Genomic DNA, 20,123 nt, shown 5'->3' with positions numbered 1-20,123 from the left:
AGTTGCGACCGCCCGGTCCCGCAGGCGCGACAAAGCCAATCTGGCCCCGCGCTGTCAAGTTCGGACACGCTCGCAACGCCACACGGGCGTCTTTTTTACCTACACATATTCGGGGAACAGATCGCACAACCCGTCCGCCGTGGCGCTGCAGCGGCCGCGTTCGGTAATCAGCCCGGTCACCAGCCGCGCCGGCGTCACGTCAAAGGCGGGATTGGCCGCATGGCTGCCCTGCGGCGTCAGCTGCACGCGTTCCACCCTGCCCGCGTCATTGCGGCCAAAGATATGGGTGACCTCGCTGCTGGCGCGTTCCTCGATGGGGATTTCGCGCACGCCGTCGGAAATGCTCCAGTCGATCGTGGTCGAGGGCAGCGCAACCCAGAACGGCACGTTGTTGTCCGCCGCCGCCAGCGCCTTGAGATAGGTGCCGATCTTGTTGGCGACATCGCCATTCCGGGTGACGCGGTCGGTGCCCACGATCACAAGGTCCACCTTGCCATGCTGCATCAGGTGGCCGCCCGCATTGTCGGCGATGACCGTATGCGGCACGCCATGGCTGCCCAGTTCCCATGCCGTCAGCGACGCGCCCTGGTTGCGCGGACGCGTCTCGTCCACCCAGACATGCACGTCAATGCCCCGGTCGTGCGCCATGTAGATGGGGGCAAGCGCCGTGCCCCAGTCCACGGTCGCGATCCACCCGGCGTTGCAGTGCGTCAGCAGGTTGATCGGCCCTGCGGCATCGCCACGCGCGCGATGGATTTCCTCGATCAGTTCAAGGCCAAGCCGCCCGATGGCCTCGTTCTGGATCACGTCCTCATCACAGATGCGTCCCGCCTCGTCATAGGCGGCGGCCACGCGGTCGGCCGGGGGCACGAGGCGCAGGCGCGTCAGCATCCGCCCGATGGCCCAGCCAAGATTGACCGCGGTCGGGCGCGTCGCCGCCAGCATGGCCGCGTCGCGCTCCATCGCCGCGTCGGACGCATCCACCCGCAATGCCAGCGCCAGCCCGTACGCCGCGACCGCGCCAATCAGCGGCGCGCCACGCACCTGCATGGTGCGGATGGCATGGGCAACCTGCCCGCATTGCGTCAGGCGCAGGATATCCAGCGTCCACGGAAGCCGCGTCTGGTCAAAGATCCTTATGGACCAGCCATCTTCGGGATCGACCCAGACGCTGCGGTACGAGACATCATTGATTTTCATGCGTCGTTTGCCGTTGTCAAAATCAGGAACCACCACTCAGGGGCGTGCAAGGAAGCATCCGCGCGACATGTATTCAAGTCCCCGATCGCGTCCATGCGGTGTCATGGGTACATAAAGGGACATTCCCGCCCGATTGCCAGCCCCATGGGCCACAATGCCACACGACCGGCATGCAATCCGGCAACGGACTGTCCGGTCATGACCGGGACGGCAGGAACACTTCCGCCATTAAAAAAAATCCCGCCATGCACGGGGCATGGCGGGATTTTCCACGACGTTACGGCCTGCGGGCCAGATCCGTCAGCCCGCCTTTGCGGCGGTGCGCGACAGCAGCGTCGTCAGGCGATGGGCGAATGCCGCCGGATCCTTTGGCGTCTCGCCATCCTGGATACGTGCCATGTCCATCAGGATCAGGGCGATATCGTCGATCGATTCCCCCGCCTTCACCCGTTCGGCCAGATCATGGATCAGCACATGGCGCGGATTGACCTGCAGCACCGGCGCGGTGGCGGGCACTTCCTGGCCGCTGCGGCGCATCAGGCGGATCATCTGCAGGTCCGGCCCGTTTTCGGGCGCGCCCAGCACGACGGCACTGTCCACCAGGCGATTCGTCGCCTTCACATCGGACACCGCATCGCCCAGCGCGGTCTTGAGCGCGGGCAGGACGGATTCGAGGTCGCTTTTCTCCTCCGCCGTTTCCTCGGGCGCGCCGAACTTTTCCAGATCCGCATGGCTCTGGCTGATGTTGCGCAGCGGCTTGCCCTCATACGTGCCCAGACGGTCGGGCCAGAACGAATCGACCGCGTCCGACAGCAGAAGGACCTCGATCCCGCGGGCGCGGAATCCCTCCAGCTGCGGGGAGGACGGCAGCATTTCCGCACGGTCGCCCGTCAGGTAATAGATGGCTTCCTGTTCGGGCTTCATGCGCGAGATGTAACCCGCCAGCGTCGTCAGGCCTTCCTGCGTGGTGGAGGCGAAGCGCGCCAGCCCGGCCAGTTCCGTGCGGTGTTCCGCGTCGTCCCAGATGCCTTCCTTGAAGACCGGGCCAAAATTGTTCCAGAACTTCTCGAAATCCGCTTCGTCCTTGGCGCGGGTCTTCAGTTCGGAAATCACGCGGTTGGTCACGGCCTTGCGGATACGCGCCAGGACCGGGGTCGCCTGCAGCATCTCGCGCGAGACGTTGAGTGGCAGGTCCTCGGTATCGACCACGCCGGTCACGAAGCGCAGCCACGGCGGCAGCAGCCCGGCCTCGTCCGTGATGAACATGCGCCGGACATGCAGGCGGATCTGGCTTTCGCGCACGGGTTCGCCGAATTCGAACGGCTTGCTGCCCGGAATGAACAGCAGGGCGGAGAATTCCAGCGTCCCTTCGGCATGCCAGTGAAGCGTCGCCCACGGCGTGTCGAAGTTGTGGCTGACATGACGGTAGAACTCGTTGAGCTGTTCCTCGTCGATTTCGCCACGTCCCTTGCGCCACAGGGCCGTGCCCTTGTTGGCGGTGGTTTCCTCGCCATCCTTGACGATGCTGATGGGCCACGAAATGTGGTCGGCCCATTTGCGCACGATCGTCTCAAGCTGAAACGAATCAAGGAAATCGTCGGCGTCTTCCTTGATGTGCAGGATGATGTCCGTGCCCGCCTTGTCGCGCGTGGCCGGCGAAATGGTGTAGTTGCCCTTGCCCGTGGAGGACCAGCGCCATGCCTCGTCGCTGCCGGCGCGGCGCGAGACGACATCGACCCTGTCCGCCACCATGAACGCGGCATAGAAGCCGACGCCGAACTGCCCGATCAGGCTCGGCTTTTCCTCCGGCCTGGCCTTCTGCAGTTCCTCGCCAAACGCACGGGTGCCTGAACGCGCGATGGTGCCAAGGTTGCGGGCAAGCTCTTCCTTGCTCATGCCCGCGCCATCGTCGCTGATGGTCAGCAGGCGCGCGTCCTTGTCGGGATTGATGCGGATCTTCGCGTCGTCAGGCAGTGCGCGCGCGCCATCGGTCAGGGCCTCGAACCGGCGCTTGTCCGTGGCGTCGGCGGCGTTGGCCACCAGTTCACGCAGGAAGATTTCGCGTTCGGAATACAGCGCGTGAACCACAAGGTCGAGCAGCCGCCCGACCTCGGCACTGAATTCATGCTGTTCGCCGCCGGTTTCCCCAACGGGTGCCGCTGTCTGTTCTGTCATCTTTTTACCTGTTCTCCAGCTTCAGTTCGGCCGAAATATCATGAAATGGATATGGAAACGTTCGCCCCGTTTTCAATGGGCTATCGCCTGTCCGTTGCGCTTCGCGCATGGCTTCAGTCGCAATAGGTCGGCAGGTCCGGGCTGGCGGCGTAATCGAACATCATGTCGATCTGCTGATGCAGCACGCGGCCAAGCGAAAGGTCGGCGGGGATTTCGTCGCGGGCAAACCAGCCGATTTCGGATGTCTCGACACTGAGGGTGGGCTCACCGCCCAGCAGTTCGCACAGGAAACACAAGGTATAGCACGAAAACGGTCCCGGCGGATGGGGATGGCGCGCGCGGTCCCACACCGCCGCCAGCCGGGTCGCGCGCACGATATAGCCGCTTTCCTCGCGCACTTCCTTGACCGTGTTTTCGATGGGCGACAGGTTCACGTCAGCCCATCCGCCCGGCAGCGTCCAGCGCCCGTGGTCCAGCACCTCGCGCACCAGCAGGATGCGCCCCCGCGCATCGAACACCGCGCCCCGCACCGTGGCCTTGGGCGTGGCATAGCCGCGCTGTGCTGCGAACAGATCCGCGATCTGCGGCGCGGGCTGCCCCGTGCCCATCGCCATCATCCGCGCGGCGATGTCACGCACCGCCTCGTAACGTTCACGGTCAAAGGGACTGCCATCGGCATAGGTAAGGCCACTTTGCGCAATGGCCTGCAGTTCACGTGCCAGCACAAGCCATTGCGGTTCGTCCGTCGGCTTCATGTCCTTCATGTCCCCTCCTTCATGTTCCCTGCCCCTCCGCGCCGGTTTCATCCGCGGGGGACCAGCCGGGGGGCGCGAGTTCGAACTTTTCGAACAGGAAGGCCGGGGCGACGATACATGCCACCAGCGACCATGTCCCGGTGCTTTCGGCCGCCTGCCACGCGCCGGCGGGGACAACGGCCTGCAGCACTTCCCCCGCTTCGGGGCGCGGGCCAAGGATAATGGTTGTCTCGGTCAGTCCCCCGGCCTGTTCCCGGTCGGCGATGCGCAGGCGCATCGGCCCCCCGCCCTGCCAGCACCAGATTTCGGCGGCATCGACACGGTGCCAGTGCGAACGCTCCCCGGCGGCGAGGAGGAATTCGATGGTGCTGACGCTTCCCCGGCCGCCATCCGCGCGTTCCTCGCGCCATATCTCGCGATAGCTTCCGCCCTCGGGATGGGGCGCAAGCGAAAGGAGCCTGCGGATTTCCGTCGGGTCCAGATCAGGATTTCGCAGATCTAGCATCTTCGCATCCTTCGGCTTTGCATGGATCATGCCCGACCCTAGCATGTCCCCCCGTGGCCGGGGAAACGGGCTCCTCAGCGATGACCGTCGTCGGGAGGCACGAAGTCCAGCACCGCGCCGGTATAGGTTTCGACCACTTCGCTGAATGGCTGCCCGTCCTGTCGCGACAGGACCGCGCGATTGCGCAGGATTTCGTCCGGCACCTGGATGCCGCCCGGTGACACGGCATCCACGGAGGGGGCATCCACCGGCTGATGTTCCCACCCGGCAGGAAGCGGCGACCATAACAGGGTGGAGTCCAGGGTGCGCCGCGTAAAGCGCAGGCTGGCGACAACATGCCCGAAGGGAACATCCGTATGGTCCAGCCGGTCATTCATCGCGTCCGTCAGGCGCGAGGGCACGTACCAGTTATCGGCCAGCGACAGCACATGCGTCCCGCACGTCAGCGCCACCCGACGGTGGCGGATGGCAACGGACGGCCCGACGCCAAGGTCGGCGCGCACCTGTCGCGGCACCTGCGTATCGGCACCGGGCGACTGACGGGCCAGAACATGCGCGGGGGAGGCCATGGCATGCGTGGCGCACCATTTTTCCAGCGTGACGGTCGCGCTGGGCTGGGTCAGCAACGCGACCTGCAGGGCCTCGATTTCCGCCATCATCCACATCCGCAACAGGGGGGTGTCCGGCCATGACGCCGCCATTGCCTTCCCCCCCGTCGCGGTCAGCATCGCGACACCAAGCAGCAGGAACAGTGGCAGCAGGAACCGCCTGCCCCGTTCCGCCCTTCCGCCCACGCCGCGCACCATCTGGTCAGGGCGCCATGGTCCAGCCACCCAGATGGACCGTCACCTGATCCGAATCATCGGTGGCCGAGGATCCAAGCCAGACACGGTAATGACCGGACGGCACGTCCCAGCGGTTATGCTTCACATCGAAATGCGCCAGCATGCGCGGCTCCAGCCGGACCGAAACCTCGCGGCTTTCACCCGGCGCCAGCGTCACGCGCTGCCATCCGGCCAGGCGACGCCCCCCGCCATCCGGCAGGCCGACATAGATCTGCGGCACATCCACGCCCGCGCGCGTTCCGGTATTGCGCACCGTGAACGTGGCGGTGACATCGTGACCGTGATGGCGGACACGCAGCCCGTCATTGCTGAACGTGGTATAGGTCAGGCCATAACCGAACGGAAACAGCGGCTTGGCATGCGTCCGGTCGAACCAGCGGTACCCGACCTCGCTACCCTCGTCATAAACCAGTTCCTGATCGGTATGGAACTGCATCTCGAACACGTTGGTTGCCGTGACGCCGGCAATGTCCGGATGGGCCAGCTGCGCGGTGGAGGCGGGAAAGGTCATGGGCAGATGTCCCGAAGGCGCGACCCTGCCGAACAGGAGGCGGGCAATCGCCGTGCCGCCGCCCGAACCGGGGAACCATGCCTCCATCACCGCGCCGACATTGTCCAGCCACGGCATCAGGACCGGATCGCCGGTTTCCATGACCACGACCGTACGCGGATTGGCCCGCGCCACGGCTGCGATCAGCGCATCCTGATTGTCATCCAGCGTCATCGCGTTGGCGGCATCCATCCCTTCATAGGTGAACTGGGTCGCGAACACGACCGCGACATCCGCCTTGCGCGCCGCTTCGACCGCGCGGGTAATGTTCGTTCCGGGGTCATAGGTCAGATGCGCGGAAGGCGCCTCCGCCTGCATCATCCTGAACGGCGAGGACGGGAAATAGACCGGATCCCCCGGCCAGTCCTTCTTGCCCGGCCCCTTGACCACGCCGATCGGCGGCGCGCCGATCGGATCGACCTGGCTGGACCCGCCGCCGGATATCACCCCGACATCGGCATGCCCGCCAATCACCGCAATCCGGGCATTCGGGTCAAGCGGCAGAAGGTTCGCGCGGTTCTTCAGCAGGACCGCCCCCTCCTCCTCGTCATGCTGGGAGGCAAGCGTGTCCGTCACCACATCCAGTGGCTGCATGACCGGCGGATGATCAACCAGCCCCACGTCATACATGGAACGGATGATACGCCGCGCCATGTCATCCACGCGGCTGGCGGGAACGCGGCCTTCCTTGACGTCACGCGCCAGGATTTCGCGGAAATACGGACGGGCATCGGCATCGTCACCCGAAGATTCCTGATCCAGCCCCGCCAGCGCCGAACGGGCCGAGGAATGGGTCGCCCCCCAGTCGGACATGACGAAACCCGGATATTTCCAGTCCTGCTTCAGCACTTTGGTCAGCAGGTACGGATTTTCGCAGGCATAGATGTCGTTGACGCGGTTGTACGAACACATCACCGAGCCGGGATGTCCCGTTTCCATCGCGATCTCAAACCCGAGGAGGTCGCTCTCACGCATCGCCGCATTGTCGATATCCGCGCTCATGGTCATGCGCGACGTCTCGAGGTCATTCATCGCGAAATGCTTCAGCGTGGAAATCACATGCTGGGACTGGATGCCCGCGATCGTCGCGCCGACCATGCGTCCCGTCAGCAACGGATCCTCGCCCGCATATTCGAAATTACGCCCGCCGCGCGGGTCACGCGTCAGGTCGGCGCCACCAGCCAGCAGGACGTTGAACCCCTGCCGCCAGGCCTCGCTCCCGATCATGGCGCCCCCCTGGCGGGCCATGTCCGGATCCCATGTGCTGGCTGTTGCAAGGCCGGACGGCAGGCCGACCGCCTGCCCGTGCGGACGGACATGCGACGGATTGCGCAGCCCCAGCCCCGCATCGCTGATCTGCAGCGGCGGAAGTCCCGCCGGCGTCCGCAGATACGCGGCCGACCCCAGTCCACCGGGCGGCACGGGGGCGTTACCCATCGTTCCCCCACCATCAATGGTAAAGACCATCGACAGCTTGTCCTGCAGGGTCATGCGCGACAGGAGATCCTGCGCGCGCGTATCGGCGGGGCCTGCCGCGCCATCACGATGCCGGGCCTGCGCCATGGGCGACATCCCCATCAGGCCGCCAAGCGCCACGGCGGACAGCAGAACCAGTTTACGAGCCATCATCATGCGTCGATCATCCTCCCATGCCTGTTCCAGACCCAGACGAAGCTGACGCCACATATGGCATGCCACCCCCAGCCAACCCCAAGGATGAACGCCACCGTGGAAAAAAGGCATGACATATCGCAATGCCAGCAAAGAAAATTAAGGATTTGGCGCGTAATATCCCGACACAGTCAAATATCGGCCGACGATGACATCGACAATGGCACGGGAAGAGCAAGGGCCCCGGCTGCGAATATCGCCCTGAAACATGGCCATGCACGCAAAAAACCCGGCCGCCCTGAATGGATGGCCGGGCCACCGTGGCCGGATGCCTTCCCGCGCGCGGGAAACCCATCCAGCCCCCGGCGCAACCGGAAGAGGCCTGTCAGGCGTCATGAAACAGCGGCGGACCAGACCGCCGTTGTCATGCCTCAGGTCGCGGAGCTGCGGACGCGCATGTACAGGATGATGGTCTGGCGCGCCACGGCGTTGATATCTTCCGCATCAACGTCACGCGTCACGACATAATCACCGAACGCGCCGGCCTGCGACGTGATCCAGCGGCCATACAGCCCTTCAAGCACGGGGGCCAGCCACGTGCCCGACGGTTCGCCGGCGCTGCCGACCTGCGGCAGGTTTTCGTGCACGATGCGTAGGGACTGATCCTCGGTAAGGAGTTCAAGCGTCACCGTGCCCCAGCCGATCATGGCAAGCAGACTGTTCAGTTCAATCTGCAGCTTGTCCACTGTCTGGCATGGCGGCGGCATGATGCGGGTGCCCATGCCCCGACCAACCTCACGCAGGAGTTCGTTTCTGACTTCGATCCCGACCTGATCGTCAATTTCCCATGACAGGGCCTGAAGAAACAGGGTGAAATCCGGTTTTTTCTCAAAGATTGTCATTACTGGTCCATAATAAGATAGTGAGCCGAGATCATGGCGCCGCCTTCATCCCAGTTGCCAGCTTTCTGGAAACGACCGGAAAGATCAAGACGCAGCGAACGGCTGACGCGATAACCCACCCGGCCATCAAAACCACCAACAAGACTGCCGACGTCATCGCCGGGATAGCGAGCCGATTCCAGAGAAAGGGTAGCAGTAGATACGCCTGCCATTGCATTGGCAAGGGCCTGATACAGCGGATTGGTGGGGAAGAAGGCCGAGCTGTGCTCATGGAACAGCTGATAGCCGATCGATCCCGTCACATCCCAGTCAAACAGCCCACTGTGTCCCGAATAACGTACGGGCACCGTCGCGGCGAAATAGGACTGCGGCGAGAAGTAGCCGCCCTGTCCATAGGTATAGAAATCCTGATTGTTCTTGTACCCGAAATAGGTCAGGTTCACGCCGACGCGTACTTCGTGCTTGCGGTTGCGGAACGCCAGGGTATTCGCGCCCAGACCGCCCTCGACCTCGGTATTGCTCTGGACATGATGGCCCGTCTGGATGGCATAGCCGCCACCACCATACAGGATCGTATTGCCCAGCGTGGCCTCGACCTGGCCATGGAAATGATTGGTGACCACGCCACCCCATTTCTTGCCCGTCAGCGCATCCGTCATCCCGCCATAGGACAGGACGCTGTTGGTGATGGAACGGCGCTCGCCGCTGACACGGAACGTCACCGGCCCGACACGCGGGGCGAACTCCACACCGCCGATCACATTGGGCAGCGTAAAGCCCAGGGGCGACGCGCCCACGTCGGCGCTGACCCAGTTGTTGGCAAAGCGGACATCAGGGGCCACGCCCGCCTCGCGCCCGATGGTGTCCGTATTGATCCGGTGATGCGAATTGTTGTTCTCGGCCATGGCGAACAGGTTCGTGCCAAAGCGCGGGATGTCATACCCCGTCTGCGGCAGATGACCCGAGGTCAGGAAGGTCGGCGTGGCGGTAAAGGTCAGCGCCGAAGTGCCCGCCTGCAGCGGCACGCGTCCCACGATCGGAACGGAAGCCTCGGTCAGCGCGCCCATGCCACGCGTTCCCGAACGCACGCGGAAGCCCAGCCCCGCATCGACAGATGGCGCCATGTCTTCCGACAGGGTACGGATCTGCCCGTTGATGGAAGACAGCATCTGGTCCGAAACCTCTGGCACGCTGCCGGCCGAGCTGTAGCCATTTTCACCCGGAGGCGCCCCGAGCGAGAGCGCATGGCCATACGCATCGTGACGGAACGGATTGGATGACGGGGGCGCGGTCGCCTGCGTTTCCTCGCTCGGCAAGGCTTCGCCGCGGCTGATCTGCAACTGCTGCAGGCGCAATTCATAGGCGCGACGCAGGTCCGCCAGGGTCCGGTCGCCATGTCCCACGGCCCGATCGGCCACCGCCATGCCAAGCCAGCTGCGCGCGTCCATCGGTGACTGCTGCACGCCATCCTGCGCCAGCTGCATCGCCAGTTCGTTCTTGCCATCGTTCGTCGCGGCCTGCACCGCGGCCTGCCGCGCGTCCAGATCCTGCGGGTTATGACGCAGGACGGCCAGGTCGATTTCCAGCGCATGCCCGTACTTGCCACGTCCATTATACAGACGCGCAAGGGCAAGACGGGGGGACGTCGCCTGCGGATCGGCCTGAAGCGCCGGGGCCAGATGGTCATACGCCGACGCCTGGTCGCCACGCTGGTTCAGCAGGTCGGACTGCGCCACGGAAATCCCCATCCGGAGCTGCATCAGCGTCTGGCGCTGTTCCGGGGCCATCGCGACCCCCGTCGCCGTGCCGCTGCCATCACCCAGCGGGGCAAGCAGGCGCGCGGCGGCGACCGGATTGCTGATCTTCATGTATTCGGTGGCATAGGCCAGACGCTGCTCGGTCGTGAGATCGATGCTACGCGTCGAAGCGATCCGAAGCGCCATATGCGCGTGCAGCATGTCGCCACGCTGACGGAACAGGTCGGCCACGGCCACGCCCCGCGCGCCCGAAGGATCCGGCACGGCCAGCGCCTCGCGGATCAGGGGGGTGGGGTTGGATACCATCGAAAGGCGGCTTGCCAGATCCGACTTGATCGCCATTTCATCGGCGATCGTGCGGATGGCGGGGGAATATTCCTCCGGCGACAGCCCTGCCAGCAGGCGCCGCGTCATGACATCGTTGCCATTGCCCGACGCATACAGGATCGCCGCCTGATAATCCTCTGGCGTGCGGGGATTTGTCAGCAGCGGCTGCATCACGCTGGCGGCCTCGGCGCTGTCGCCCTGCTGTTGCAGCGCATTCGCCAGATTGATGCGCAGCCACGGATCATTGGGCGCACGCGTCATGGCCTGCCGCAGCAGGCTTACCTTCTGCGCGGAATCGGATGTCCGCGCGGCTTCGGCCATGATGCCCGAAACCTCGATCTGCCCGACCTGTTCGCTATAGCGGTTGCCGACACGCGACAGCAGGGCATTGGCCTCGTTCTCCTGGCCTTCGCCCATAAGCACACGGGCAAGCCCCATCAGCGCGATGGGATTGTCGCCGTTGCGCGCAAGGACGGCGCGGTAGTTGCGCTCGGCCTCGCTGGTCTGGCCCATGTTACGCTGCAGGTCAGCCAGCATGAGGGTCGCGCCCTCGGCCTGTCCGGGCTGGCGGGCCAGCGACATCAGCCGCTGTTCCGCTTCCTGGTTCTGTCCATTGGCGATCAGGCGACGGACAACCTCATACTGCTCGCCCACCGCCAGACCGGCCAGCGCGGGACGCCAGTGCGCCGCGCTTTTTGGATCGGCGGCCACAGCCTCTTCAAGATAGCGATGCGCTTCCTCGTTCTGGCCCGCCCGCATCGCGACCAGCCCCATGCCGCCCAGCGCGTCGGCATCCTTGGGGTTAATCTTCAGCGCGCTTTCAAAGGAAGCCCGCGCCGCCGAAAGGCGACCGGCATTCAGGGCCTTGAATCCATCCTGCCGCGACAGCGCGCCCTTGTCGGGCGGCCCACCGGCCGGTTCCGTCATGTGGGTCCGCAGCGCCGTATCGGACGGATGCGCGTCCAGCCACTGCTGCATCAGCGGCAGGGTTTCAGGCGTGACCGGCAGCCATGACAGCGTCTGGCGATAGGATTTTTCCGCCGTCGCCGCCTCGACCGGGGCCGTGCTCTTGTATTTCTCCAGGGCCTGAAGGCGCTGCAGGCCCTCCATCCGGGTCGCGGGCTGATAGGTCAGCACCTGCGCAAGGGCAAGCTGCGCACGGAAATCGGATGGGTTGGTCTTGACCAGCCTGACAAGGCCATCGCGGGCCGCGTCCGCCTGCCCCTGCACGCCGGCCAGGGTCTGGTAATATTCAACCGCCAGCGAAGGCGTGGGCGTCGGGCCGTTGAACAGGTGCTGGTACGCTTCCACCGCCTGTTCGCTATGACCCGAGGCCGCCAGCGAACGGGCATGCGCCAGATCCGGCTGGGAGATCGACTGCTCATGCAGCAGGTCATTCAGCTGGCCTTCATACGTGCTGCCCGGCGCGACCTCATGCAGGCGCCGCTGCGTATCAAGGGCCGCGTCACGATTGCCGATACGTGACTGATATTCGCCCTGCGCCTCCAGCAGTTCGATGGAATCAGGGGCCAGCCGCGCAGCGCTCTGCAGGGACTGGCGCGCATTGTCGTACTGCTGCTGCTGCATCCAGAACCGGGCCTGCTGGATCAGGCGTTCGACCACGGCGGCCTGACTGCCCTGACCGGCGGCGCCGACAGTGGCGGCCTGCGTCATTGTCGTGCTGCCGGCCGCGGTCTGCGCCGCCGCATTCTGGGCCCGTGCGCCATGCGTCTGCAGCAACAGGCCTGTGGCACAGGTTGTTGCAAGCAGACCGGCGGACAGGGATGAAGCATATCGTTTATGGGTCACGACTTGCGCCTCTCATCCTCAAGCTGCTTGAAACGCCGCGCAGCATGCCGCGCCAGGGCCCGTGCCAGGACACTGACAATCAGAATACATCCCAACAGGCCGACAATCAGCACGCGAACCGGCCTGTTGTGCATATACCAGTCCGGCCATAGCCAGAGCGGCAGGGTGCCGATCGTATAGACCGGCGAGTTACGATAGAATGACAGGTCATCGCCGTGGGCCAGGACCAGGTCACCCTGGATCTTTGCCTCGTTCTTGCGCTGTCCCATCATCTGGATCAGGTTGTTCAGCCCGGCCCCATCCGCCGACAGCAGCGCCACGACGGTGCGACCGGCCGTCAGCGGGCTTTCCGCCTCGATCATCGCGCCGACGCCAGCGGTCAGCGGGCTTTCGACTTCCGTGGGCTTGCTGTCGCGGTTGCGGAACGCGGTCAGCGGATCGTCAATCGCATTCAGCATCTTGTCCAGCGACGAGGCATGCTGCGCCGTATGCAGCCTGCCATCCGACACATCATAGGCGGAGCGGGCCAGCAGGGGCGAAATCTCCCCACTGGAGGCCAGGGTCGAAATGACAATCAGGTTGCGGTCGGCAACGTCGCTGACGTGATCGGCCGATACGATGTCCACCCCGGACACGGGATACCATGTCGCCGCCCCCATGAAACCCATCAGGTCAAGATATGACCCTACGACCGACGCATTGGGATGTTCCGGCAGCACGATCGCCGTCTGGGACAGATCCGCATAGGTGGTGAAGGGGAAGCCGACACTGGCCATATACGCCAGATTGGGCATCTGGGCGATGTGATGGGCGTTGGAGAAATCGATCGTGGAATCCGGGTCGATCCCCAGATGGATCGTATTCGCCCCACCCGCCTGACACGCACCGCGCGTCATCGGCAGCGCATCGAAATAGAACTGCAGCTGATCCTGACCGAACACGGTCCATGGCTGCACATCCACCTCATGTGTCTGCAGGCCGCCGGCGACCGGCTTGTTCAGGCCAACACGTTCCAGCACGGTGTTGATCAGCCCCTGCGGTTCATACAGGCTGAAGGAACGCAGGTAGGTGCCGTTGATACCCACATCGAGGTGCGAACGCTCCACCTCGGCGATCGGACCTGCGGGGGAATGGAACTGCACCTTCATCTTGTACGGACGGTTGCGCCACGTATAGAGATCCGGCGGAAGGCGGAACGGAACCGACAGCACGCCCGGCGTATAGCCCGTGCCCTGCAGCTTGCTGGCCTGCACCAGATCGCCAAAACGGACCGGATGGTTCATCGCAAGGAACGATGGCGCATCGTTGGGCTTGCTGGTGGCGATATCGACGGGCGCCACATCCATGTGGCTGTCGGTCGGCAGGTTGCCGGTGCTGAAGCTGAGCCCCTTGCTCGCCGTGATGACCTCGTCCCGGTCACGGCCCGTCACAACCAGAATGGTGGCGTTGGCATCCGATGGATTGGGCAGTTCCAGCAACGATGGACCGTTGACCTGCGGATGGCCCAGACTGGTGGGCAGTTCGTCCGCCACGCCAATCAGAATGGCATTGCCGGTTTGCGGAATGGTGGATGCAACAGGGAATGTCACCCCGAGAAAGTCGGTCTGCTTGCCGAACCAGGAGGCGATGATGCCCGCCGCCTTGAGGATCTGCGGATCGTACGTCTGCGCCAGAATCATCGGGATCGTCACGCGCTGGCGCACGTTCTTGTCATAGAACGGCTGCGGCAGGCGCGACAGCTGCCGCCGTGGCGGAAGGGCGATCGTCGTGATCTGCAGCTGGGAATTTTCGGAAATCGTCGCCCACAGCAGGTTGTTCGTTGCGTCGGAACACCCCTTGGCCCCCGATGCGAAATTAAAGTTCAGGCGATTCCCGCTCACGAAGAATATCGGGTTGATATCGAATGAAACCGGACCGAACGTCGGATGCGCCGGATCGGGACGCAGGGTGCCCAGATACTGTTCGTTGAGGGTCATCGTGACGGAACTGGTTTCCGGCCGCAGGCTTGGCGACATCGCACCCGACAGGACCAGACGGGCCGACGTCACAAGCTGATGGGCCGGAATGCCGAACTCGATCCCCTGCAGCGGCGCAAGGCCGCGCATCGTGACCGGCCCTGCCGCCCCAAGTTCCTTGAGCGTAAAGGTATGTACGGTTGCCGCATCGGCCGTCGCGCTTTCCGCATTATCCAGCAGCGCGTCGGCACTGTCGGGGCTCAGGGGCTGGCCGGTGGGCTGACCGGCGGGCACCGGCTGGCCCGACGCACCCGGAGTGGCCGGGGCGGTCGGGACAATGGCGGGCAGCGGTGGCAGGTCGGATGCCTCGGGCTGGTGCGCGGGCGCCTTTGCCGCGACGGCCTTCTGCGCGACCGGAGCGGCCTGCGCCGAGGAAGCGAACGCCAGCACCGTCACCAGGGAAACCATCTTCACCGCGCCCTTGAGAACGCGTTCCCTGCGATCGTCGCCCGCGTTCTTTGCATCGTTCGTCAGGGCAGCGGAGGAATTCTCTCCCGACGACCTGCCCGACGAACCGGAACGGGATTCTCCCCCTCTGGAGCGGAACAGCCCCCTGATGCTGAGAACCATGTCCAGCAGGCTGAGCAGCGGACGGTCAGCCTTGTAATTGCCCCAATCCACCCAGGCATCGGCACGGCCGAACACCAGACGGATGACGGCGAATTCCTGCGGAAGGTTGTCGATGCTCCAGATAAAGATGCCACGGTCACGGGTTGCGCGGATGATCCTGGCCGGCAGGATCAGTTCCTCCCCATCCAGCACCGTGCGGATATAGACAGGGGTCGGCTGCGTGACCTTCGCGGGCCACGACATCTTTACCGCGACACCACCCATCGACAGATCTTCGGTCACGCCACTGGCAAGGATCGAACCGTCGGCGGTCGCGACCTCGACGGGAATGGTGGCGGGGATGCGGTGGCTGTTACGCGTCTGCTGGGTTTCGCGGCCAACCGCGATGGCGGCCAGGATGATGACGAGACTGAGGGTCGCCCATGCGGAGTTGAGCAGGTACGCGTGCTCCGCGATCTGGTCCAGATGGCCGAAGGACAGTTCATAAATACCGCGCACCAGACCGGCGAACATGATGATGCCAAGGATGATGTTCGGATAGACCGCCCCAAGGTCGAAATAGCTTTTGGCCAGCAACCCGCCCTTTTCCGTCACGTTGAACGTGCCGCGCTTGGGGCTGAGCAGGGTCACGATCGTCACGCGCACCAGGAACAGCGCCATCGTGGTTTCGTAAACCTCGCTCCAGAACGAATAACGCCAGCCCTTGTTGATTTTCGATGCCGTGCCGACCGCATGGAACATGTGCGGGATGGCATAGGCAAGCAGCGCGAGCGGCGAGGCCGCGATGATGTTCTGCCCAAGGAACAGGAACGCCAGCGGGGAGCTGAGGAAGATGACGCGCGGCAACACGAACAGGAACGACGTCATGGCGGACAGGTAACAGAGCCGCTGTCCCCATGAGAGCCCCCGCCCGAACAGCGGATTGTCGATACGGAAAATCTGCAGCATGCCGCGCGCCCACCGGACACGCTGGCCGATATGCAGGATCAGGCGTTCCGTCGCCAGGCCACCGGCAAGCGGTATGCGCAGATAGGCGGTGGACCAGCCATGACGCTGCAGCTTGAGCGCGGTATGCGCGTCTTCCGTCACGGTCTGGGTGGCAAAGCCGCCAATCTGTTCAATCGCGGTCCGGCGCAGAACCGCGCACGAACCGCAGAAAAAGGTCGCGTCCCAGAAATCATTGCCGTCCTGCACCACGCCATAGAACAGGTTGCCTTCGGGCGGGGTGCGATAACCAGCGGAAAGGTTCCGCTGGAACGGATCGGGAGAATAGAAGTGATGCGGCGTCTGCATCAGCGCGATCTTGGGATCCTCGACCATCCAGCCCATCGTAAGCTGAAGGAAGGCGCGGGTCGGAACGTGATCGCAGTCGAAAATCAGGATGAAATCGCCATCGGTATGTTCAATCGCGTAATTCAGGTTCCCGGCCTTGGCGTGCTCGTGCGTCGGACGCGCGATGTAATTCGCGCCACAGGCTTCGGCAAACGCCTCGAATTCGGGCCGTTCGCCATCGTCAAGGATATGGACCCGCACCTTTTCGGGCGGCCAGTCAATGCCAAGCGAAGCCAGAACGGTCAGGCGGACGATGCTCAGCTCTTCATTATAGGTCGGCACGAAGATATCGACGGTGGGCCATTCATCGATATTCGCCGGCATCGGCAGCGGCGCGCGATGAAGTGGGGAAATCGTCTGGAAATAACTGAGGAACAGCATCATCAGGGCATACAGCTCCGCCAGGAGCAGCGCCGTTCCCAAAAATCCCTGCAACCAAGTATCGAATGAAAGCGTTTCCGTCAGACGCCATGTCAGGTAACGCAGCGACACCAGTCCTGACAGCACTTCGAGGAAGATCTGCGACCGACGGCTGGGTTTATGACCGACGATGAAGAAGATCACGACACATACAAATGCCACAATCAGCTGCTGTTCTGGCGGCAGGGTTACGGACGTGGCCGCAATCAGCGCACACAGGCCAAAAACACCAACAATCAGCCCTATGCCCCGGATGGAAAGGATTTTTGTCATCCACCGGGACAAGCCTGACTCTGACTGCGTTGACGACCGAACCTCTGGCATAAACAACTCGTCCGAAATGCTGTAAAAACAGAAAGATACGTCAAAAACTTCTTCCCGATCGGGTTAGTCTGACCGGGGGAAAGCAGGCCCGCCCTGAACAATACGGATGTTGCCAGAGCCAAAGACAGAACGGATCGTCGAGCCGTGCCGGAAGCCTCCGGATCCCCCCACCCTGCACCTGACCGGCAGCATGCGGGAACCCGGCGACCTCCGGGTTAGATAACCTCAGGAATTCTCTTCGCTGTTCTCACGACGACGCAGCAGTGCATCGCGCAGGGAAGGCCGTGGGTTGAGAAATTCGGTCGCGCGACCACCAAGCGTCAGGAACACTTCCGTCATCGTGGGCGATCCATCCGTGGATGCCGGCGGATTGGAAGGCTGGGGATTCGTATTTGTCTTGGTCATGCTGGTCACCCTGGAAACATTGGAACGAACTGATCGCGTGGACGCCACGGGGAAGAATTTTTTCTCATCCCGGTTTTCCCGCATTCCCTGAAAGAAAAAGCTGAGGTCGCCAGGACGCGGACGCTCCCGTGGATCGAGACGTGCTTTTGGAACAGGACTCCATTCCTCCGCAATCGCCATTTCCACAGGCTGACCATTTTCTGATGAGGCCGCCGTGGCCGCGGGCTGTTCCGCCGGTCGCGATACGGAAGTTCCCGTATCCGCTTTCTGAACCGGGGCGGTGGGCCGGGAAAAAGGCTGCACCATGCGGGTCGGCGCGGGGGCTGATGGCGCAGGAGCAGGCGGCGAGACCGGTTCCGGCGCGGAGGCCGTGGCCTGCGGCACCTCGGTCGGCGCAGCCACCTCCGAAGGCGCAGGCTGCGACGGTTCTGCCGGCGCGGGTTCAGGCGCGGGAGCCTCCGCCTGGACCGGAACGGATTCGGGAATCTCGGGGGCCGGAGCGACCTCCACCTCGGGTACCGGCGCAGGCGGCGCCACCACTTCTGGCTCCGGTGGGGGCACCGGCTCGGGTGGCGGTGGCGGTGGCGGTGGCGGTGGCGGTGGCGGCGCTTCCTGCACAACCGGGACATGCACAACCGGAGCCGCCACGACAGGCCGGGATTCAGCCACAGGTTCAGGCGGGGGCGCAGGAACGTAACGCTCCTCGACCGCCTCTTCATGCGCCATCCGGTCAAGCGCCTGCTCAACCGTCTTGGGGGTATCCGTTATTTCCAGGGAACGATCGACAAACGGCCGATAGGCAAACCCTTTCCCCTGGACACCAAAAGAACGCAGAACCCGCTGGAAATCCTGCGGACTTCCACTCTTCCCCCCTCCGGTCAGGCCATCAGACTCAGATGCACTCACTTTGTAGTCTCCTCTGCCCGCGCAATGTAAACGAGCAGCGTCAACGCTGCGGAATAATAATCGGGCGCATGATCCAGTGTCGGCAGTTCACCGGCGGAATCAAGCCCCGAGCATTCAGCGACCGCAAGATATCCGGGGGGAGCATTATAGGGCGAACGCGCGCCTGTGGTCAGATCGATCCATCCAGGCAGGGCATTCGCCCCGAAATGATTCCAGAACAGGGCGAAATCCGCCTGCAGCTGCGGCACCAGCATATGCGCCCAGTAAAGATACAGCGGCACCCGAATCGCATCGTAGGAGAAGCGCGGGGGCCAGCCCGATGCGATCGACAGTGCTCCGCTTTGCCGATTCACCGCCAGCCAGTCGGGCGGCAGGCGCCACTGGCCGAAACGCCCCGCCGAAATCAGACGCAGCCCGTCCTCCATGACGGCGCGCCATTTCGTATCGCCCGACAGGTCGAACGCCTGCAGCAGCGATGGCATCACGTAATAGGAAAGGTTGAGGGTAACGGTGTCTTTCTTGACGAACCCGTTCGCGCCGGGGAGCAGGACCAGGTAAGGCCCCACCTTCATCGTCATAAGCTTGAGGATATCGGCATAGATATCCGTCGCGTCCTGAATGAAATCGGGGCGATTGAAACGGTGCCCCGCCCGCCCAAGAGCCAGAGCGATCAGCAGGTCGCCGTCCGTCGCATTGTTCCTGTCCGGCACCGGCGGCTGATGATTGCTGAGGTAACGCCACGAAAACAGCTTGTCCGTGCTGTGCTGCAGATGGGTACGCGCCCATGTCCACAGCGCCTCGAACGCCGGAAGGTCCCCTGCCGATACAGCGAACAGCATGCCGTAGCCCTGCCCCTCGCTATGGGATTCACCACCATTTCCGGTGTCAATGATACGGCCATCGGGACGAAAATACTTGCTGCGGAAAATGTTCCACTGCTGCGTTACGGCATCGGGGGTATCCGCGAACGCCATGGATGAAAGCATCTGCGCACCCCCCATCGCCGCCATGACCGACATAAAGGAACGCCGCCCCACCCCGAACCCGGCCGAAGAACTGTTTTCTTTAGTCATCATGGAAATCAACTGCATCAGATCTTACATATCCCGAAAGACAAACACTCAAAAACAGGACAGTCCCGGAACGGACCTTTCCCCTCCGCAACGCGATGGCGGCTTGCGGCTGTGGCATCCGGTCCATTACGCCCTCCAAACACCGACACGACATGAACCGCTTTCCCTACCGCACCCCCATATCTGGATTTACTTGGAAATATCGCCTCTGCCGCATCCCGATCATAATCATCGCCCCGCCCTTGGCAAACAATGGCGAAGCCCCTGCCACGATACGACCTCGATGAAGTTGTAATTTTATCACAAGCTCCAACTTCAGGTTTCCACCAGTCTGCCAGAACCCACACCGGGCGCCGCCCCTTGCCAGAGCAGGCCGCGCCTGAACAAAACAGGCAGCGCCCATCCAAAAGCTTAAGTCGGCGTAATAATATTCTTACGTTCGGATGAAATTGAAAACCCGAAAGATATTTAAAATTTCAAGCCGGATTGATTCAGATCAATGACTCTTCCCCACACCATGCGGGACGGTCTAAAATTCAGTATTGTATTTACATCTTTAGCTGCCACAGGCGCCGTACACAGCCACGGCCATGGCAAAAAAACAAGTAAAACGCGGATATGAAAAGCGCGTGACCAGACCGG

The 20,123-nt window shown here is 63.2% G+C and carries 11 protein-coding genes; all 11 read right to left on the bottom strand.

The annotated features are described in order from the left end of the window. Nucleotides 1-99 precede the first annotated feature (99 nt). Complete coding sequence (mtnA, locus tag CFR71_RS02840) at nt 100-1,200, bottom strand: S-methyl-5-thioribose-1-phosphate isomerase (protein ID WP_110526798.1); 1,101 nt, start codon at nt 1,198-1,200, stop codon at nt 100-102. Nucleotides 1,201-1,500: 300 nt separating this feature from the next. Further along, nucleotides 1,501-3,375 carry a molecular chaperone HtpG gene (gene htpG / locus CFR71_RS02835; RefSeq protein WP_110526795.1) on the bottom strand — a complete coding sequence of 625 codons (1,875 nt, stop codon included), beginning with the start codon at nt 3,373-3,375 and terminating at the stop codon, nt 1,501-1,503. Between the two features lie 113 nt (nt 3,376-3,488). Next, entirely contained in the window at nt 3,489-4,130 is a 642-nt protein-coding gene (locus CFR71_RS02830) for an NUDIX hydrolase (protein WP_408889209.1), read from the bottom strand. A gap of 19 nt (nt 4,131-4,149) precedes the next feature. Beyond that, on the bottom strand, nt 4,150-4,635 hold the full coding sequence (locus tag CFR71_RS02825; RefSeq protein WP_110527486.1) for a cupin domain-containing protein: 486 nt from the start codon (nt 4,633-4,635) through the stop codon (nt 4,150-4,152). Nucleotides 4,636-4,709: 74 nt separating this feature from the next. Further along, nucleotides 4,710-5,468: a hypothetical protein gene (locus CFR71_RS02820; RefSeq protein ID WP_239020243.1), complete on the bottom strand. Its 759-nt coding sequence runs from the start codon at nt 5,466-5,468 to the stop codon at nt 4,710-4,712. Beyond that, entirely contained in the window at nt 5,446-7,662 is a 2,217-nt protein-coding gene (locus CFR71_RS02815; RefSeq protein ID WP_110527482.1) for a beta-glucosidase family protein, read from the bottom strand. Before CFR71_RS02815 ends, CFR71_RS02820 begins: the two co-directional genes overlap by 23 nt. Before the next feature lie 410 nt (nt 7,663-8,072). After that, complete coding sequence (gene bcsD, locus CFR71_RS02810; protein ID WP_110526789.1) at nt 8,073-8,543, bottom strand: cellulose biosynthesis protein BcsD; 471 nt, start codon at nt 8,541-8,543, stop codon at nt 8,073-8,075. Then, the gene (locus CFR71_RS02805) at nt 8,543-12,436 is read right to left on the bottom strand and encodes a cellulose synthase subunit BcsC-related outer membrane protein (protein ID WP_110526787.1); all 3,894 of its coding nucleotides are present in this window, start codon (nt 12,434-12,436) and stop codon (nt 8,543-8,545) included. The genes bcsD and CFR71_RS02805 overlap by 1 nt, the downstream gene beginning before the upstream one ends. Continuing rightward, on the bottom strand, nt 12,433-17,097 hold the full coding sequence (gene bcsA, locus CFR71_RS16805) for a UDP-forming cellulose synthase catalytic subunit (RefSeq protein WP_408891584.1): 4,665 nt from the start codon (nt 17,095-17,097) through the stop codon (nt 12,433-12,435). Before bcsA ends, CFR71_RS02805 begins: the two co-directional genes overlap by 4 nt. 225 nt (nt 17,098-17,322) lie before the next feature. Beyond that, the gene (locus tag CFR71_RS17110) at nt 17,323-18,408 is read right to left on the bottom strand and encodes a hypothetical protein (protein WP_110526785.1); all 1,086 of its coding nucleotides are present in this window, start codon (nt 18,406-18,408) and stop codon (nt 17,323-17,325) included. After that, a complete protein-coding gene (locus tag CFR71_RS02785; protein WP_207781317.1) occupies nt 18,405-19,499 on the bottom strand; it encodes a glycosyl hydrolase family 8 in 1,095 nt (364 codons plus the stop codon). Before CFR71_RS02785 ends, CFR71_RS17110 begins: the two co-directional genes overlap by 4 nt. Between the last annotated feature and the right edge of the window lie 624 nt (nt 19,500-20,123).

The organism is Novacetimonas pomaceti (assembly GCF_003207955.1).
GTDB lineage: Bacteria > Pseudomonadota > Alphaproteobacteria > Acetobacterales > Acetobacteraceae > Novacetimonas > Novacetimonas pomaceti.
Note: the sequence above shows the minus strand (reverse complement) of the source record. Positions and strands in the feature narration are given on the sequence as shown.